The 17732-nt window shown below is 46.3% G+C and carries 12 protein-coding genes and 1 pseudogene; 4 read left to right on the forward strand and 9 right to left on the reverse strand.

Translation table 11 applies throughout. The annotated features are described in order from the left end of the window. Position 1: 1 nt before the first annotated feature. A pseudogene (xseB, locus tag GWP40_RS12345) lies at positions 2-236 on the reverse strand (exodeoxyribonuclease VII small subunit). Positions 237-604: 368 nt separating this feature from the next. Between xseB and GWP40_RS12350 the strand changes: the two are divergent. Next, on the forward strand, positions 605-2080 hold the full coding sequence (locus GWP40_RS12350) for a type I 3-dehydroquinate dehydratase (RefSeq protein ID WP_212565543.1): 1476 nt from the start codon (positions 605-607) through the stop codon (positions 2078-2080). Then, positions 2073-2804 (forward strand): ribose-5-phosphate isomerase RpiA, encoded by a 732-nt coding sequence (gene rpiA / locus GWP40_RS12355; RefSeq protein ID WP_212565544.1) that lies wholly within the window; start codon positions 2073-2075, stop codon positions 2802-2804. Before GWP40_RS12350 ends, rpiA begins: the two co-directional genes overlap by 8 nt. 665 nt (positions 2805-3469) lie before the next feature. Here rpiA and dnaE read toward each other — a convergent pair. The 5 genes from dnaE to GWP40_RS12380 form a co-directional block, all read right to left on the reverse strand. After that, entirely contained in the window at positions 3470-6901 is a 3432-nt protein-coding gene (gene dnaE, locus GWP40_RS12365) for a DNA polymerase III subunit alpha (RefSeq protein ID WP_212565545.1), read from the reverse strand. Between the two features lie 90 nt (positions 6902-6991). Then, positions 6992-7981, reverse strand: a complete 990-nt coding sequence (locus GWP40_RS12370) for a glycosyltransferase family 2 protein (RefSeq protein WP_212565546.1) — start codon at positions 7979-7981, stop codon at positions 6992-6994. 8 nt (positions 7982-7989) lie between these two features. Further along, positions 7990-8355 carry a hypothetical protein gene (locus GWP40_RS13195; protein WP_230974481.1) on the reverse strand — a complete coding sequence of 122 codons (366 nt, stop codon included), beginning with the start codon at positions 8353-8355 and terminating at the stop codon, positions 7990-7992. Continuing rightward, positions 8321-10477: a glycoside hydrolase family protein gene (locus GWP40_RS12375; protein ID WP_230974482.1), complete on the reverse strand. Its 2157-nt coding sequence runs from the start codon at positions 10475-10477 to the stop codon at positions 8321-8323. The genes GWP40_RS13195 and GWP40_RS12375 overlap by 35 nt, the downstream gene beginning before the upstream one ends. A 375-nt stretch (positions 10478-10852) precedes the next feature. Continuing rightward, a complete protein-coding gene (locus tag GWP40_RS12380; protein ID WP_212565547.1) occupies positions 10853-11596 on the reverse strand; it encodes a YebC/PmpR family DNA-binding transcriptional regulator in 744 nt (247 codons plus the stop codon). Between the two features lie 706 nt (positions 11597-12302). On the opposite strand from GWP40_RS12380, the gene GWP40_RS12385 reads away from it, so the two are divergent. Next, positions 12303-13364, forward strand: a complete 1062-nt coding sequence (locus GWP40_RS12385) for an extracellular solute-binding protein (protein ID WP_212565548.1) — start codon at positions 12303-12305, stop codon at positions 13362-13364. 128 nt (positions 13365-13492) lie between these two features. Here the strand turns inward: GWP40_RS12385 and GWP40_RS12390 are convergent, their stop codons facing one another. Further along, a complete protein-coding gene (locus tag GWP40_RS12390) occupies positions 13493-13867 on the reverse strand; it encodes a helix-turn-helix domain-containing protein (RefSeq protein ID WP_212565549.1) in 375 nt (124 codons plus the stop codon). A gap of 343 nt (positions 13868-14210) precedes the next feature. On the opposite strand from GWP40_RS12390, the gene clpB reads away from it, so the two are divergent. Then, positions 14211-16787, forward strand: a complete 2577-nt coding sequence (gene clpB, locus GWP40_RS12395; protein ID WP_212565550.1) for an ATP-dependent chaperone ClpB — start codon at positions 14211-14213, stop codon at positions 16785-16787. Between the two features lie 113 nt (positions 16788-16900). Here clpB and GWP40_RS13200 read toward each other — a convergent pair whose 3' ends face one another. After that, positions 16901-17302: a putative ABC transporter permease gene (locus GWP40_RS13200; RefSeq protein WP_230974677.1), complete on the reverse strand. Its 402-nt coding sequence runs from the start codon at positions 17300-17302 to the stop codon at positions 16901-16903. Between the two features lie 4 nt (positions 17303-17306). Next, complete coding sequence (locus GWP40_RS13640; RefSeq protein WP_414162751.1) at positions 17307-17627, reverse strand: putative ABC transporter permease; 321 nt, start codon at positions 17625-17627, stop codon at positions 17307-17309. Positions 17628-17732 lie beyond the last annotated feature (105 nt).

Here is a 17732-nt window from a genome sequence, read left to right on the forward strand (position 1 = left end):
GCTATATGTCATCAGTTGAAAACAGTTCCAACTCAGGCTTATCCTGTGGCGGTACCGGCTGATTCATCAATATCTGCACCTTGCTTTCTATTTTATCAATATCTTTTTTCCAAAGTTTTAGCGAGTTTTATTCCTTCTTCAAAAGCGGCAAGAGCCTCTTCCAACGGAAGATCGGCGCTCTTGATTTTTTCGCTGATTTCTTCAAGACGGGCTAAGCGTTCTTCAAACTTTTTCAACGTATTCTCCTTCAACAGGGACAATCGCATCAGAACCTCCACGGAGAGCGGTTCCGTTCCGGTCTGCCTTCAGACAGGTCAATCTCAAGAAGTGCTGATTAATTCGCATTCGAATTAATCGGTGTTTCCCTGACATTTGCTTAACCCGCGTTTGAGGCTTTGCCGACGCAAAGCATAAGGCAAAATTGGCGCGAAAGTTGCATAAAAAGGGATTCGTAAGCTCCGTTGATTATCTGTTATTAAAATATATCTGTCAAGTTGCTATCTCGAATGGATTTTTTCCGCTCCATACGCATTCGTGTCGTCGTAAGATAAAGAGAGCATGCGACGCCTTATACTTTTTCAATATTCTATGCTATACTATCGATATGGCGCCTAAAATATGCCTTGTATTGACGGAAAATACAATTGATAAAAATATTCAACTCATTGAACGGTACCGTCCGTGGATCGATATTGTTGAGCTGCGGGCAGACTTTCTTGACCCGCAAGAGTTGCTGCACATCCGTATGTTTCCGAAAATTGCGCATATACCGGCTATCTTAACCATACGCAGATTTCTGGACGGCGGAGCATTCAAAGGCGGGGAAGGCTCCCGTATCACACTGTTTGCCCGCGGGCTTGCCTTTGCGGATACCGAGCCGCTTAATAATTTTGCATATCTCGACCTCGAATCCGATGTGCAGGCGCCGAGTTTGGAAGAGGCGGCGCAAGCCTTTAACATCGGCATTATCCGCAGTGTTCACAGTATCAAAGCGCCGATTAAAGACATCGCTGCTAAAATACAGGAAATCCGGCGGACGGACGAAGAAATTGTAAAAATTGCATATAAGGCCGATAGCCTTGCGGATGTAACGGCGCTTTTCAAACAAGCACAGCAACTTAACGGACAAAATATATTAATTGCGATGGGCAAGTACGGTATTCCTTCTCGTATTTTAGCGGCGAAACTGCATTCTTCAATTGTATATACCATGCCGCGGGAATATATTATACCACACCATTTAGAACAAGAATTCATCGATCCTATTACGCTCAACGAGCTATATCGCTTTCGCACAATAAATGATAAAACGAGCATATACGGGGTTGCCGGTATGGATACGACAAGAAGCCTCAGTCCTGCTATTCACAATAAAGGTTTTGAACGAAAGAATATCAACGCCGTCTATATCCCGATTTCGGCTGCGGACAGCAAAGAAGTTATTGCATTTGCCGATTGTACCGGAATAGCAGGTCTTTCGGTTACTCATCCGTTTAAATTCGATATTATTCCTTTTTTGGATTCGATCGGCCCCGCGTCAACTGCGTGCGGGGCTGTGAATACGGTACTATTTGACGGAGGCAAACGGCGAGGCTTCAATACCGATATCGACGGTTTTTCGCGAGCTTTGCAAGAATTTTTGAACGTTCAGAGCCTAAGGTTTAAACATGTCGCTATTATCGGTACCGGCGGAGCGGCGCATGCAATTGCCAATGCCGTACATCTGCTGCATGGGAAAGCCTGCGTTTTCGGTCGTTCTGCGGAAAAGGCAAAACAGCTGGCAGAACAATATAACTTCCGATGGGCGGTCTTGGACTTGGCCTCTATCCGTATACTCAAAAAATATTCCGATGTGATTATACAGGCGACCTCTGTCGGTATGCATGAGGATGAAGATCCGCTTGAATTTTACAGTTTTTCGGGCGCCGAAAAGGTATTCGACGTTATCTATACTCCCGAAAAAACAGCGCTCTTAAAACGTGCCGAAGCTGCCGGCTGCGATATTTGTAACGGATACAATATGCTTCGGTACCAAGCATATAAACAATTTGAATTATTTACAGGAGGTTCCTATGAGTAATACGATAAGTATTGAAGATCAAAAAGTATTGGTTGCACACGCTGCTATTGACAAACTGATTTCCGAGGGGCTCATCCATTCGGGGATGAAAATCGGCCTTGGAACCGGCTCTACCGCGATGCCTGCCGTAAAACACTTGGCTGAGTATATTGCAAAAGGGAAGCTAAAAAACATCGCTGCCGTTCCTACCAGTTTTCAGACATCAATAGCGTGCGAGGAATTCAACATTCCTATTTTTTCCCTCAGTTCGGGACGCATCAACGGCTCGTTGGATCTTACGATTGATGGAGCGGATGAGATTGATTCCAAAAAAAATCTGATTAAAGGCGGAGGGGCGGCTTTGTTGCGTGAGAAAATTATCGCCTATAACAGCGAACTGTTTGTCGTTATCGGGGATGAAACAAAAAGCGTCAAAACGTTAGGAGTCCATTTTCCGCTCCCCATCGAAATTGTACCGGAAGCACGGCTCAGCATTATGAAAAAACTTGAAGGCTACGATGTTTCGATGATTATCCGTGATGGCATCCGGAAAAAGGGGCCGGTTATCACCGATAACGGAAACTTCATCATGGATATCAAATGGCCGCCCAATACAAAAATCAATCCGGCAAAATTGGAAAGCGAGCTGAATGCCATACCGGGCATTATTGAAAACGGATTTTTTACCCAAAAACCTCCGCGCGTCTTTTTAAGCAACGCCAACGGAACCATCGAAGAATTCTAACAGATAAAAGGCAACCGCACCGGAAGTCAAACGGTTGCCTTAAACATCACAAATTGATAAAACAACTTTATCCGAAAAATAGAGCAAGGTACCTCTATAGCGTTGCTATCTCTTCAGCGCTTAAACCGGTTACTTGCATAATCATTGCGATATCAGAATGGATCTGCTTTAAAATTTTTGCACTTCCAACAACTTTTTTATGCCCCCCCCTGTTCTATGCCTTGTTCTATACCTTCAGCAAAGTCTATTTCACGTTCTTCTGCACGTTGTACTGCAATATCCTCTTCATAATTATATTCGGCTATTAACAATATTGATTACCTCCTCTTTTGCAAATATGCGGGCATCTGCGTTGCCTTTCCAGCGCTTTTGAAAATAGTGGTACCGGATACAAGGCGCAGAGCGAATAACACCCGCAGGCTGTTGAAAAGCGTACTTCCGTGTACGCTTTTCAACGACAAGTTTTTTTGGCAAAAAACTTGCTTCTGCATGGAACCACGGACATCCTTGTCCGTTCTGAAATACCATTTGCCGTTAGCCTTTTGAAATAGACGATGCAGATACAAGGAATACGGTAAAAAAGTACCGCAGGCGTATCTTTGATACGTTGAGGACACTTTTTTACCGTATGACGCAGTAGATGCGTCGTATATTTTCAAAAGGACTCATTCTTTCCAGACCTGAAGAACCCCCGGCTGCTTCCCCAGCTGTTCGATAAATTCATCGGAAGAGGATACTTTCAGCTGCGAAGAGCCCTTCACCTGATAGACGGTATCGTTATCGGTAATATGGATAAAAATATCGCAAGTGCCTTGCGCGCCGAAGAGGAAATCCTTGAGCGGCTGAAACTGTAAATCGGTTTCGATGAGCGGATCAAGCTCAAGATGAACCTCTTTAATCGAACGCTCTTTCAGCTCGTCAATGCTGACCATCGATTCAACGAGGAACGACGGCGTATCACGCGAGCAGTCCACTTTCCCGATAAGGCCGCACACGGTTTCAGGCAGCGCATTGGCGCGGTTTTCTTCCCACGCCTTGGAAAAGAAGGTTAAATCGATGGTACCGGTACGGTCTTCAAAGGTGCCGAAGCCCATCCATTTGCCGTTTTTAGTCTGATAGGGGCGAATGCCGGTAATCATCCCGACGATGGTATACAGCTTTTCTTTCTGCGCACGCCGGAAATTAATCAGCTCCAAGGTAGCGCTGCGGTCAATCGCCTTTTTGTACTCATCGAGGGGATGGCCGGAAATATAAAAGCCCATCAGCTCTTTTTCGATACGGAGCTTTTCCTTTTGAGGCAAATCGTTGACCGGTCTAAAGGTAAAATCGGAAAACTCTTTAATGCCGGTGTCCTCAAAGAGGCTGGTTTGACCGACTGCCGAGCCCGCTTTTTTCTGCGCGCTGAACGCCATTGCCGCTTCAAGATTATCCAACAGCTCGGAACGGTTTTGGCCGAGCTTATCGAAGCATCCCGTCTTGATGAGCACTTCCAAGTTCTTTTTATTCACGGTGTGTAAATCCAGCCGGTCGAGAAAATCGATAAACGATTTGTAGGGGCCGTGCGCAGTACGTTCAGCGACAATATCGCGGGCAGCCTGCTCCCCTACCCCCTTAATACCGAGCAGCCCGAATACGATATCTCCTTCATAGACCGAAAAATATTCTTCCGAGGTATTGATATCGGGCGCATGGAGCGCAAGCCCCATCTTGTTCGCTTCACTGATATACTCCGGCAGCTTATCCGTCGAGGTAATCTCGTTGGTGAGGTTGGCTGCCATAAATTCCGCAGGGAAATTTGCCTTGAGATAGGCGGTTTGATACGCCAGTACCGAATAAGCGGCGGCGTGGCTCTTGTTAAATCCGTAACCGGCAAAGGGAATCAGAATTTCAAAAATACGGTCGGCGTCTTTTTCCTTAAAATTGTTCTTTACGGCGCCTTCGATAAACCGCGTTTTCTCCTTTTCCATAACCTCTTTTTTCTTCTTTCCCATTGCGCGCCGCAGCAAGTCCGCTTGACCGAGGCTGTAGCCGCCGATACGCTGCGCAACCTGCATAACCTGTTCCTGATAGACGATAACGCCATAGGTTTCCGACAATATGTCTTCGAGGCAAGGGTCGGGATATTGAATTTTCGACGCATCGAATTTCGATTCGATAAACTGATCGATGTAGGCCATCGGCCCGGGACGGTAGAGGGCGTTTAACGCGATGAGGTCTTCTATTTTATCGGGCTTTGCACGTTTCAGAATATTCTGCATACCCTGACTTTCAAACTGAAAGACCGCGGCGGACTTTCCTTCGCCGAGCATTTTAAACGTCGCCGCATCCTGCTCGTCGATCTGAGCAATGGAGAAATTCGCGTACTTCCCTCCCCGTTTTTTGATAAGGTCTTCCGTGTGCTTAATCAGCGTCAGCGTCTTGAGCCCGAGAAAGTCCATCTTTACCAAACCGCAGTCCTCTATTAAATCCATCGTAAACTGAGAGGCGGTCTTGCCTGTCTTGGAATCCTTGTACAGCGGTACATAATCGGTCAGCTTCGTTTTACCGATAACGATACCCGCCGCATGGAGGCTCGTGTTCCGGTTGAGGTCTTCAAGCTTTTCCGCAATGGAAAAAAGCTCCGTGTACCGCGAGTCGGAGCGCATTTCGGCGAGTTCAGGAACATCCGCAAAGGCCTTTTCAAACGTGAGCTTGGGATCGGAGGGCATCATTTTGGTGATGGCATTTACCTCGCCGAGCGGAATTTCCAACACCCGCCCGACATCCTTGATTGCGGCTTTCGGCTTCAATGTTCCGAACGTGATAATCTGACCGACGCTCTCATCACCGTATTTTCTGCGGACATAGTCGATAACCTCCTGCCGCCGTTCGAAGCAAAAGTCAACGTCAAAGTCCGGCATGGAAATACGTTCGGGATTAAGGAAGCGTTCAAACAGCAGCTTGTATTTGAGCGGGTCGATGTCGGTGATCCGCATCGCGTAGGCAACAATGGAACCCGCCCCGGAGCCGCGCCCCGGCCCGACCGGAATGCCGTGTTCCTTCGCCCAGTTGATAAAATCCCATACAATGAGGAAATACCCGACAAAGTCCATCTTCATAATAACGCTCAGTTCATAGTCGGCGCGTTGGGTCATCTCTTCGGTAACGGGATTGTAGCGTTTCTTTAATCCCTCGTGTACGAGGTGAGTGATGTACTCTTCTTTTGTTGCAAAATCTTCCGGTATCTGATACACGGGAAGGAGCGGCCCCGGCTGCGGAATTTCAAAGTTACAGCGATCCGCGATGCGGCAGGTATTGGACAACATTTCGGGATAACCGGGAAAGAGCTTTTCCATCTCCTCTGCCGATTTAAGATAGAATTGATCGGTTTCAAACTTCATGCGGTTGGTGTCGGAGCGGTTCTTTTTTGTGCCGATACAGAGGAGGATATCCTGCGCAACCGCATCTTTTTGCTCCGCATAGTGAGCATCGTTCGTTACCACCATCGGCACACCTATCTTGCGTGCCATCTCAATCAGCATCGGCGCAACCTTCTCCTCGTCGGCGATACCATGCTTTTGCAGCTCGATAAAGTAATTGTCGATGCCGAATATGCTGCGATACCGCCTGACATGCGCTTCGGCCTCGGCCTTTTTACCCTGCAACAGCAGCGACGGTAATTCCCCCGCAAGACAGGCTGAAAGGCAGATAAGCCCCTCCGAATACTGTGTCAGCAGCTCCTCATCAATGCGCGGTTTATAGTACATACCCTCGGTGTAGCCTTTGGAACACAGCACCATCAAATTCCGGTAGCCGGTTTCGGTTTCGGCAAGCAGGATAAGGTGAAAGTATTTGCGGACACCGGTATTGGTATTCTCCGGCTTTGCGAACCGGCTGCCGTTCGCAACATATACTTCGCAGCCGATAACCGGCTTTATCCCCTGCGCCTTACATTCACGGAAAAAACGCAAGGCGGCAAACATATTGCCGTGGTCGGTCAGCGCGAGGGCTGTTTGTCCGAGATTCTTAGCGGTTGTTACCAGTTGTTTTATGGAAGAAGCGCCGTCCAACAGCGAATAGTCGGAGTGCACGTGTAAATGAACAAAATCTTGAGGCATAGGTAAAACTATAGCAAAAAAGTCGGTATATGATAAGAGGCGGGAAATGCTAACGCATCTAAAAAGTTTGACATTTATAATTCACAATTCTTAATCAATAATTCCCCACCACTCATTCAGCATTGCCCGTGCCTCTTCTTGTAATGAAGGAACCACGCAAACTTCCAGCTGCTTGAGGTTATCGGTGCGGTAGGTGCGCCCAAGGGCTTTGAGCGATTCGCGTATCTTAGTGCCGAGCGCAGGGTGTTCATCCAAATACGAAAGAATAATAGTAAAGACCGAGGCGGCGGAACACACTTTTTCCCATTCGGCAAGATCGGTGATTGCTTTGCGGGAAGTAACGCCGGTATTGATGCGATAGTTATAGACAGTATCGGGTATGCCTACGTACGTACCGGCATATAAGGCAATAAAAAAGTAGGTAAGGACGTCCTCCGCCATGGTACAATAGGTAAAGGGGATTTCTGCGTAGGCCTTTTGAACAAGCTTCGTTTTAAAAAGTTTGCCCCACAAAAAGTCCGAATAGAGGTGTTCTATCAGAAATCCGTGCATAATTGCATCGCCATGTAAAACACCCTCGTATACGTTTTGAGATCTTCGTGCAAAGACGGCAACACGCGCTTCCGGTTCCCCTTCCGTACCGAATACCGCTGCCTTTCCGTGCACAATATCCGCGCCGGACGCACAGGCGGCATCGTACAGGATGTGAAGCGCATCGGAAGGCAGCTCATCGTCTGAATCGGCAAAGGCGATGTATTCCCCCGATGCAGCATTCACTGCCGTCCGGCGCGCTTCCGCCAGCCCAAGGTTCTTCCCGTGTTCCAAAAACACGAACGGCAGCCCCTGCTCCTTAAACCGCTTGGCGTACGCTTTAATGATACGCTCAAGCTCTTTTGTGCCGGGGCTGCCGTCATTGACAATAATAGTTTCAAAAAACGGCGCATCCGCCTGCTGTAACACTGTGTCTAAAAACCGCCCGACCAGCCCCTCCGTCCCGTACACCGGAACGCAGAGGCTGACGAGCGGCTTGTGCTGCGCTGCACGCCCGAAGCGCACTGCGCAGCGTTGAATAAAACTCATCGTACGGGTTATTCCCAGTTAAAACCGGAGGATGAAGGCTCTCTTTGCAATTGTTTAGAGAATATCCCGCCAGCATCCTTTTCTTCCAGCAAGTTTTTGTCTAAGTCATATTCAAAAACTTTGTTATTGTTAGCTTTAACATGGAATGCAGTAATTCCGTCTTTACCCCAAGCACTGTCCGAAGCAATAACGAGCTTTTTCGGCTTAACGGCGATAAAGCGGTAGAATCCATAGCCGGTACCCTTAGTTCCGGGCGGAGCACCAGTCGGGGGATCTATGAACTCCTTTTTAAATTCTTTATCATAGCTGCCTGTAAATGTATTTGCCGTTTGGCCAACTTTATACAGCACACTGCCGTTTTTTAAAGCTATCAAGTCGATACCCGCTATTATCTTTCATCCCTTTTTCTATCTTTGACGTAACAGCATACAGCACACCGTCGACTATCCGTAAGTCATAAATAGCTTCATTATACTCGTTGTAAGAGTCAGGATAACTATGCGAATCTTCGGCAATGGCGGAAGAAACAATCGTTACATCCGAAGTGTCAGGGCTATCCTTCTTGTACTTTGTTACCTTAAGCGTATAGCGATTGGTCAGTCCTGTTTGTTTCGTAGCAACAAACACCCCGTCCTTGTTTGCAGCAAGCGCGGTCATCTTTCCGGTTATACTTGTGATCACGTTTGTCTCAGTTCCCAACCCAGAAAAATTGTCATTCCATATTAACTTAGATACCTGCCAACCGCCATCGTCACTTGCGTAATACAAACAATTCTGCCCATCGGAAACATCTACCGCAATATATTTAGGTATCCGCGGTACAATGCCTATCACGGGAGAATCTACTCCTGCAGTGCCGTCATAAGAAACGCCGTTTTTCAGCTCAAAGCGTCTAACCTTGTAATCATTCGAAGTATCTTTCCACAATATGTAGAGATTCCCCTCTTGGTCATAGCAGAAGATATCAGTAGGGTTTGCGAACGCAGAAGCTGCAAACAGCGTGTTATCCGGGGAAAAAGGATCTGTTCCGGATGTACTTGTCCAATAGGTTATATTACCCCCATCATTCTTCCACAGCAGTATCTTCGTATCGGGGTATTTGTACTCAGGTTTTTGCTCATACCACGTTGCCGCCGTGTCTTCGAAGGTTATCGCATTTGTGTTCCGTTTAAATGCAGCGATGCGGTTTTTGTTGCTCTTGATATGCCAGTTTTCGTTTACATACTGAATATCCAGTCCATCGTCTGCAATGTAGATCTTTTCTTCGTCATAGCCGATAAAACCAATCGGATTGGAAAAATAATTGCCGTCGAAAGCAAGGCCTAAATTCAGATTGTCGGCTTTGGGATTAAGCCCCACCTTGGTTTCATCGTTAAGCGCACCGCCGGAATAGGTATAACGGACGAGCTGCCCAAGTGCATACTTCCCATGATCCAATCTTTGTTCTTTAAGCAGGCAGTACACGCGGTTTTGGTCGGCAAAGAGGCCGGTACACGCAGTGTTATTATTGAAGGCGGCGCTGGATGGACGAAGGCTAGGAAGCGTCTTTACAACCTTTTCTGTAAGCGTTAAGGCAGAACCGGACAACGCCGCCTCATAGGCGATGAGCTTATTTCCGTGAGATGGACTTGCCGCCGTTAAAAACAGAATATTGTTATATGCAGCAGCTACGGTTATGTCGTCAACGGTGCTGATAGACGAACCGGTGAGATTATACGCATTAGAACGGGTAAAAGTATTATGCCCGGTTTCTTTTAGCGCATAGGCTTGTTTAGCTCTATTGATTAAAAAAATAGTATTTGTTTTAGGATCAACTGCCATAGTTATCATAGCCGGAGAAGTAGGAGTACCGGCAAGCGGCAACAGAGCTGTGATAGCAGTCTCAAAGCCGTTATCTTTCTTACCTTCGGCATCAAAGCGGCTAAGATACCTTGAACCGCCCTTATCATACAGCACATATATCCGTCCAATACCGTCCCGTGCCGTTACCGGTAATATATAATTGCCACCGATGTTAACATTTGTAAGAAGTTCTTTAGCTCCAAGCTTCAAAGTAATTTCGGGATTTGCAGGATTATCGGCTACAACACTGAAAAGGATCTTCCCCACGCTCTTTGGCGTTTTTGAAAGCCTTACGGCAACATCATTGTTTCCGGCTGTAACGGTATGTACTACCGAACCGCTCCATTCCCCTGCTGCCGTTTTGACGGCAGCCTCTACTTTAATTATCTTTCCGATGGCAACATGAAGCGTAACAGATGTTGTCCCTTGTGCCAGTCGTGTACCACTATGCGCATCGGTAACGGTTATTTTCGTATTAGTATTGTCAAAACGGGGTAGCCCATTGGCAGGATCAACAGCACGGGCATCCCCACTCCCGATAACAATTCTCACAGTACCGGTCTCATTTCCGGCGGTCATACCGTTACATGCCGTAAACACAAGGCACAGCGCGGCAAAAAGAATGCTTACAAAGCTTACACATAATCTTTTCATATTCAGCCTCCTATAAAAAAGTCCTCTATAAAAATAAAAGTCCCGATTCATTCGTTATCTTTTTAGGTAATCTCACTTTACCTATTTTCCTGAACGTAGTATACACCGTTTCGCAGAAAAAATATAGACCTGATCGCATTATTTGTGTGGAATTGACAGGATATATCACATCCCCTACGGCAACTGCTTTGATATGGAAACCAGGACGGTTAAAGATTCGGCGGTATGTAACCCATAATTTTGAATTACGTCTCTGATATATTACGAAGAGTGCCGCGTTTATCCTGTAATCCCTATAAAACAAAAACGCCATAACAACCGCTGGAAACAACGATAGTATGGCGTTTATGATATTAAAAATGACAAAATATACCGTTATTCCTCTGGTTCAAAATCATCAGGAATGTCGAGGTTTGTGTATACGTTCTGGACGTCGTCATCTTCTTCGAGACGGTCGACCATTTTTAACACTTTACGGATTGTTTCCGCTTCCAAACTCATATACGTTGCGGGAACCATGGAAACTTCTGCAGAAACGGATTCAAAGCCTTTTTCCTGTAATGCTTCAAGCACGGAAGCAAAGTCGTTGGGGTCGGTTGTTACGGTGATAATGCCGCCTTCGGCCTGAATATCTTCCGCACCGGCTTCTAATGCCTCTTCCATCAGCTTTTCTTCGCTGACGACTTCGGCATCATACTCTATAACTCCTTTGCGGTTAAACATATAAGCTACCGAACCGGTTGCACCGAGGTTACCGCCGTTTTTAGAAAAGAGGTTTCGCACATTGGCTGCCGCCCGGTTTTTATTGTCGGTCAGCACTTCTACCAATACCGCAACTCCGCCCGGCGCATAGCCTTCATACAACAGTTCTTCGTAACTTGCACCGCCCAATTCGCCGGTGCCTTTCTTAATAGCTCTTTCAATATTATCTTTCGGCATGTTAGCCGCGCGTGCTTTTAATATTGCAGTTCTTAACCGGGGGTTACCGTTCGGATCCCCGCCGCCCATACGTGCAGCTATAGAAATTTCTTTAATAAACTTTGTAAACATCTGACCGCGTTTTGCGTCAGCTGCTCCTTTTGCGTGTTTAATTGTAGCCCATTTACTGTGTCCAGACATTATATACTCCTTCCGTCTTAAAAAGGTTAAAAAACAAGATGTGCGCAAAAGGTATATCATATAAAGATAAGCCTGTCAATTATGTGCCTTTTGAAAATATACGACGCATCTACGCCAAAACTATACATCCGTGTATAGTTTTGGCTACGAGTTTCGCGTAACCGCGAAACATCGCTTCTGATATAACCAGCGGCATCCGTGCCGCTACTGCAATAAATCCTCAACGTATCATCACGGACAGGGATGTCCGTGGTTCCAAACAGTAACCAGTTTGCAAGCAAACCGGCAGCTCAAAAATGTACAAGGACGTACATTTTTGAGCGAGGATGTCCGTGGTTCCCAGCAGTAGCGACGTTTTTGTGCAGCAAAAACTCGCGTTCAAAAATTGACAAGGAAGTCAATTTTTGAACTTGCCACGGACGGCGGTGGTTCCACGCAGAAGCGAGTTTGCCCTGCAGTATTTGTCCGATTGGGTTGATTTAACCGGAGCATAAAATTGAGATATGTCAATCAAGGATGTTGTCAATCAAGGATAGTAATTATCCCAACTTTGTGTTACACTAACTTAGGAAAGCACTGCTTAAATGCGCTCCTCGCTTTAATCAGCGCTTCCCTAACTATACCGCGAATTGCAGACTTTTAATATTTTTTATTTTATCTTGGATAGATGTGGTTTTATATATGCAATATCATTGCGAGGTAAACTATGGATCATCGTTTTAAAAGAATAGGCTCTATTTTTTTATCCATCGTAGTAACACTCTCTTGGCTTATTGTTTTTACTGCTTGCCGCGATACACGAGAAGCGGTTCTCTATCTCTATAATTGGACATACTACACGCCCGATTCCGTTATCAAAACCTTCGAAAAAAAATACAATGCCAAAGTTGTCTACGATGATTTTGCGTCAAACGAAGATATGTTTGCCAAACTCATGGCAGGTTCAAAAGGCTACGACCTTGTTATCCCATCAGCAGACTATGTTTCTATCATGATAAAACTTAATATGCTTGATCCTATCGATGTTTCAAAAATCCCGAACATCCGCTATTTACGTTCGGATGTACTCCATCGAATTGACTATGACCCTAAAATGGAATTTTCAGTACCGTATTACATGGGCGCTGCCGGTATTGCGGTAAACACCAAAGAGGTGCCCGACTATGAGCGCGGCTGGAATATCTTTGAACAGGCAGATTTAAAAAACAGAATGACGATGATGGATGATATGAGGGAAGTGCTCGGCGCTGCATTAGGTTCTTTAGGTTACGAGCCGAACAGCACCAATCCCGATGAGTTGGAACAGGCATATCAGTTAGTCCAAAATAACTGGAAGCCGAATCTCGTAAAGTTTGATGCGGACGGTTTTGCAAAATCTTTTGCGTCGGGGGACTTTTTAGCGGTACAAGGATATGCGGAATCGATTTTTGCGGAGTTACAAGAAGATCAAACGCAGTATGTCGATTTCTTTATTCCGCAAGGCGTTCATTCAGGCTTGTACATCGACAGCTTTTGTATTCCAAAAGGGGCGCCTCATCCTGAACTTGCACATGCCTTTATCAATTTTATGCTTGAGCCTACCGTTTATGCAGAATTTTTAGATACCTTCGGCTTTCCGCCTTCCATCCACACAGAGGCAGGATACTACCAAAAAAAGCGGCCGCACTACGCACTCGACGACCTTAAAGACTGCATTCTCAAAAAAGACCTCGGTGCAAACTTAGAGCTGTATAACAGCTTTTGGCAGCGGATCCGTTTTACACCGTAGGATAAGCCGACTTCAACCATCTTATAAGGACAAATATATCCCGATATTCTGTGTCAGGATATGTTGATTTAACTGTTGCATGTTATCATTACGGAAGTAATGTTGACCGCTAACAGCATATTGTAAGCTTACATGTCTAATAAGGCTGTATAGCGACAATTCAGAACCTCGGCTAATTTTTTAGCTATCTTTAAACCGATAACACGCCGATTGGCTTCCATCGCCGAAATATCCGTATAACTCACACCCGTAAGCCGTGCTAGTTCGGTGATAGAAAGCCCCGCACGGGTTCTATAAGCTGTAAGTTTATCGCCCGGGGTTATTTCTGATTTTAGTTTTTTATATAATTCCGTATCTTCCCATTTTTCAAGCCCATTATCACTTTCTTCGATATCAACCACCTGCGCTTGCGGATAGTGCTGCATAACCAAATCCTTAACGAGACGGGAGCCGATTCCTTTTATACTCACATTAATAGGGTGTACTTTCTCTACTACCTGCATAATATACCTCAATATTTATAGAGTTATTTTCACATGTCCAGCATGCAATGTATGAATACGTTAAATGACAATGATAAGTATTATCTGAAAGTTTACTAAAATTCGGCCAAGACGGCTGCATTACTCCTGTTTGTTTTAAATCTTGAAGTAAATCAGCAAATAATACCTGTACAGATTTAGGCGCTATTTCTTCGCACGATTTAGAACATCGCATTTCAAGGTAACCTATTCAGAAACGGAACTTTCCGAACAGGTTTAATTTAATATTTCGACGCTTTGTGTCAGGATTTTTCTCTAAAAAAATTTTATTGCCGTTTTTTCATTTTGTGCGTACATTTATTGTATGAACATAGACAAATACACCGTTAAAGCACGTGAGGCATTGCAGGATGCAGCCTCGCTTGCAGAACAGGACAATCACAGTCAGGTTGAGCCGGTTCATCTCTTATATAAACTCTTGGATCAAGAGGAGGGGATTGTACCGCCGCTCATTGAGAAGATCGGTGCATCAACGGATCAGATCCTTGATGCGCTCGATGTTATTTTGGATAAAAAACCGCGGGTAACCGGAGACTCTGCACAAGTCTATATGTCGCCGGTTTTAACAAAACTCTGCGCTCAGGCGGAAAAGCTCGCCGCTTCGCTCAAGGACGAGTATGTTTCCACGGAGCATCTCCTCCTTGCGCTTACAAAAAGCGATGACGAGGTAGGCGAACTGCTCCGCTCGCATGGCATTACCTACGATGCGGCGTTGAGAGCCTTAAAGGATGTGCGGGGAAATCAGCGGGTTACGAGCGAAGACCCCGAAGCGACGTTCAACAGCCTCGAAAAATACTGCCGCGATTTAACCGAACTTGCCCGGGAAGAAAAAATCGATCCCGTTATCGGACGCGATGAAGAAATCCGGCGGGTGATGCAGGTACTGTCGCGCCGCACCAAAAACAACCCCGTATTGATCGGTGAGCCGGGTGTCGGTAAAACCGCTATCGTAGAAGGACTTGCCCGCCGGATTGTGTCCGGGGACGTGCCGGATAGCCTGCGCGGAAAAAAGCTCTTATCGCTTGACCTCGGCGCTTTGGTTGCCGGTGCTAAGTTCCGCGGCGAATTTGAGGAGCGCCTTAAAGCGGTTATCTCCGAGGTGCAAAAAGCCGAGGGCAGTATCATCCTCTTTATCGATGAGCTGCATACTCTTGTCGGCGCCGGTGCAAGCGAAGGGGCGATGGATGCTTCCAACTTGTTAAAGCCTGCATTGGCGCGCGGTGAGCTGCGGGCGATCGGCGCTACCACCTTGGATGAGTACCGCAAGTATATTGAAAAAGACAGCGCCCTTGAGCGCCGCTTCCAGCAAGTGTACTGCCCCGAACCGAACGTAGAGGACACAATTGCCATTCTGCGCGGCTTGCAAGAAAAGTACGAGATACACCACGGCGTGCGCATTAAGGATGAGGCGCTCATCGCGGCGGCGGTGCTTTCCAACCGCTATATCACCAACCGCTTTTTGCCCGATAAGGCAATCGACCTCGTAGACGAGGCGGCGAGCAGGCTCAAAATGGAAATTGAAAGCCAGCCGGTTGAGCTTGATCAGGTGGAGCGCAAAATCCTCCAGATGAATATCGAAAAGGTGTCGCTTTCCAAAGAAACTGATGCCGCTTCAAAAGAGCGGTTGGAAAAGCTGGAGCAGGAGCTGTCCGACTTAACCGAAAAGCGGAACGTGATGCAGGCGCAGTGGCAAAACGAAAAGACCCGCATCAACGAGTCGCGGAAATATAAGGAAGAGCTTGAGCAGTTGCGCCGCGAAGAAACGCAGTTTACACGCGACGGCAATTTGAACAAAGCTGCCGAGCTCAAATACGGACGCATACCGGAGCTGGAAAAAAAGATTTCCGCGGTTACCGCAGAGCTTGCAAAAAAGGCCGGCAGCAGCGGGCAGCTTCTCCGCGAAGAGGTGTCAGAAGAGGATATTGCGAAGATTGTTTCGATGTGGACGGGTATTCCGGTTGCAAAGATGCTTGCAAGCGAACAGCAGAAGTACCTCGACCTTGAATCGGTGCTGCAAAAGCGGGTTGTCGGACAGGATCAGGCGGTGCAGGCAGTTGCCGATGCCATCAGACGGAATCGTGCAGGACTTTCCGACCCGAACCGCCCGCTCGGCAGCTTCCTCTGCATCGGACCTACCGGTGTGGGGAAAACCGAACTGGCGCGCACCCTTGCGGACTTCCTCTTTAACGATGACCGGGCGCTTACCCGTATCGACATGAGCGAATATATGGAAAAGCATTCGGTGAGCCGCTTAATCGGAGCGCCGCCCGGCTACGTGGGCTATGACGAAGGCGGGCAGCTGACTGAAGCAGTGCGCCGCCGTCCGTACAGCGTGGTGCTCTTTGACGAAATCGAAAAAGCGCATCCCGATGTGTTCAATGTCTTTTTGCAGATACTGGATGACGGGCGGCTGACGGACGGACAAGGCAGGGTAATAGACTTCCGCAACACGATTATCATTATGACGAGCAACCTCGGTTCGGAGCTGATTTTAGCGGCGGATACCCCGGAGGAGATGACTGCACAGATTAAAGACCTGCTCAAGCAGCACTTCCGCCCTGAGTTTTTGAACCGTATCGATGAGCTTTTAACCTTTAGACGGCTCGGCAAAGAGCAGATCCGCAAGATTGTCGACATTCAGCTGCAGGCTGTTTCCGCACGGCTTGAAGCGCGCCGCCTGCATTTGATTGTAACGGATGCTGCAAAGGACTTCCTCGCAGACATCGGCTACGATCCCTTGTACGGCGCACGCCCCTTAAAGCGGGCTATCCAAACCGAGCTTGAAAACAAGCTTGCCAAAGAGCTGCTTTCGGGCGCTTTTGTCGGTAAAACCGACATTACGGTGGATGCCGGAAAGGGCGGCTTGACGTTTAAAGCGTAAGGCAGATAATGCTTTAATTGATAATGGGTAATGGGTAATCAAAACGGCTTAAGTACAATATGCGGTAATTACCCATTCTCCATTACAAACTCATATAATCTCATAATACCATATTATTTCACCCTTTTTGAATCATGCATTGCCTTTATTATTCTCTCTGCAATCATGTTATGCGATTCACTCATCTTAAAAGAAGCAATTCGGCTTAGTGTTTTACCGTATAATTTACTTCGTCTTTCAAAAAGCTTGTCAACTGTTAAAGTCATTTTATCTTGGAACATGCCTTCCATTTCGTCAATGTTGCTTTGGAAATTTGTCAAACGAGAGACCGTAAGCGTAATATCCGAAGAATGAATCGCCACCAAAACAACTGAAAGGGCAATGATGATGCCATCGGGTATTGGAGCAAAAGCTCGTTCATAAAGCGGAATCAAATATTTCATAATGATAATTGACCCTAGCCCAAATCCGATGGAAGTAATTACACTTGTCCTGCCGTTTAGATTCAGTGGCACATTACTATAATCCCACCATCTTGCATGAAACTTTTTTTTCAAGAATATATGATGTTGGATACTCTAATATCATACTAACGAAAAATCCAATAATAAATATCATCCACCATGAAAGTTGATGAACTATCCCAAGCGAAATAAGATCATAAAATAATAATCCTATGGTTGCGCCAAAACCGTATATGGGACATAAGGGACCGTACAAAAAACCTCGATTTTGCCATTTCCTTTCTTTGGCTGTGCAATATATGCTTTCCCATATCCAGCCTAGGACACTAAAAACAAAATATGCTATTAAATATCTATTTAATTCCATAAATCTCATTATATCATAAATAATAAACCGGATAAATCAGCGGTTGCCGGTTTGTTGGCGCCCAAAGAGTGTCCATATTGTCAAAAAAAGGAAAGTAGTAGTATAATAATCCTT

Source organism: Treponema vincentii (assembly GCF_018336815.1).
Classification (GTDB): domain Bacteria; phylum Spirochaetota; class Spirochaetia; order Treponematales; family Treponemataceae; genus Treponema.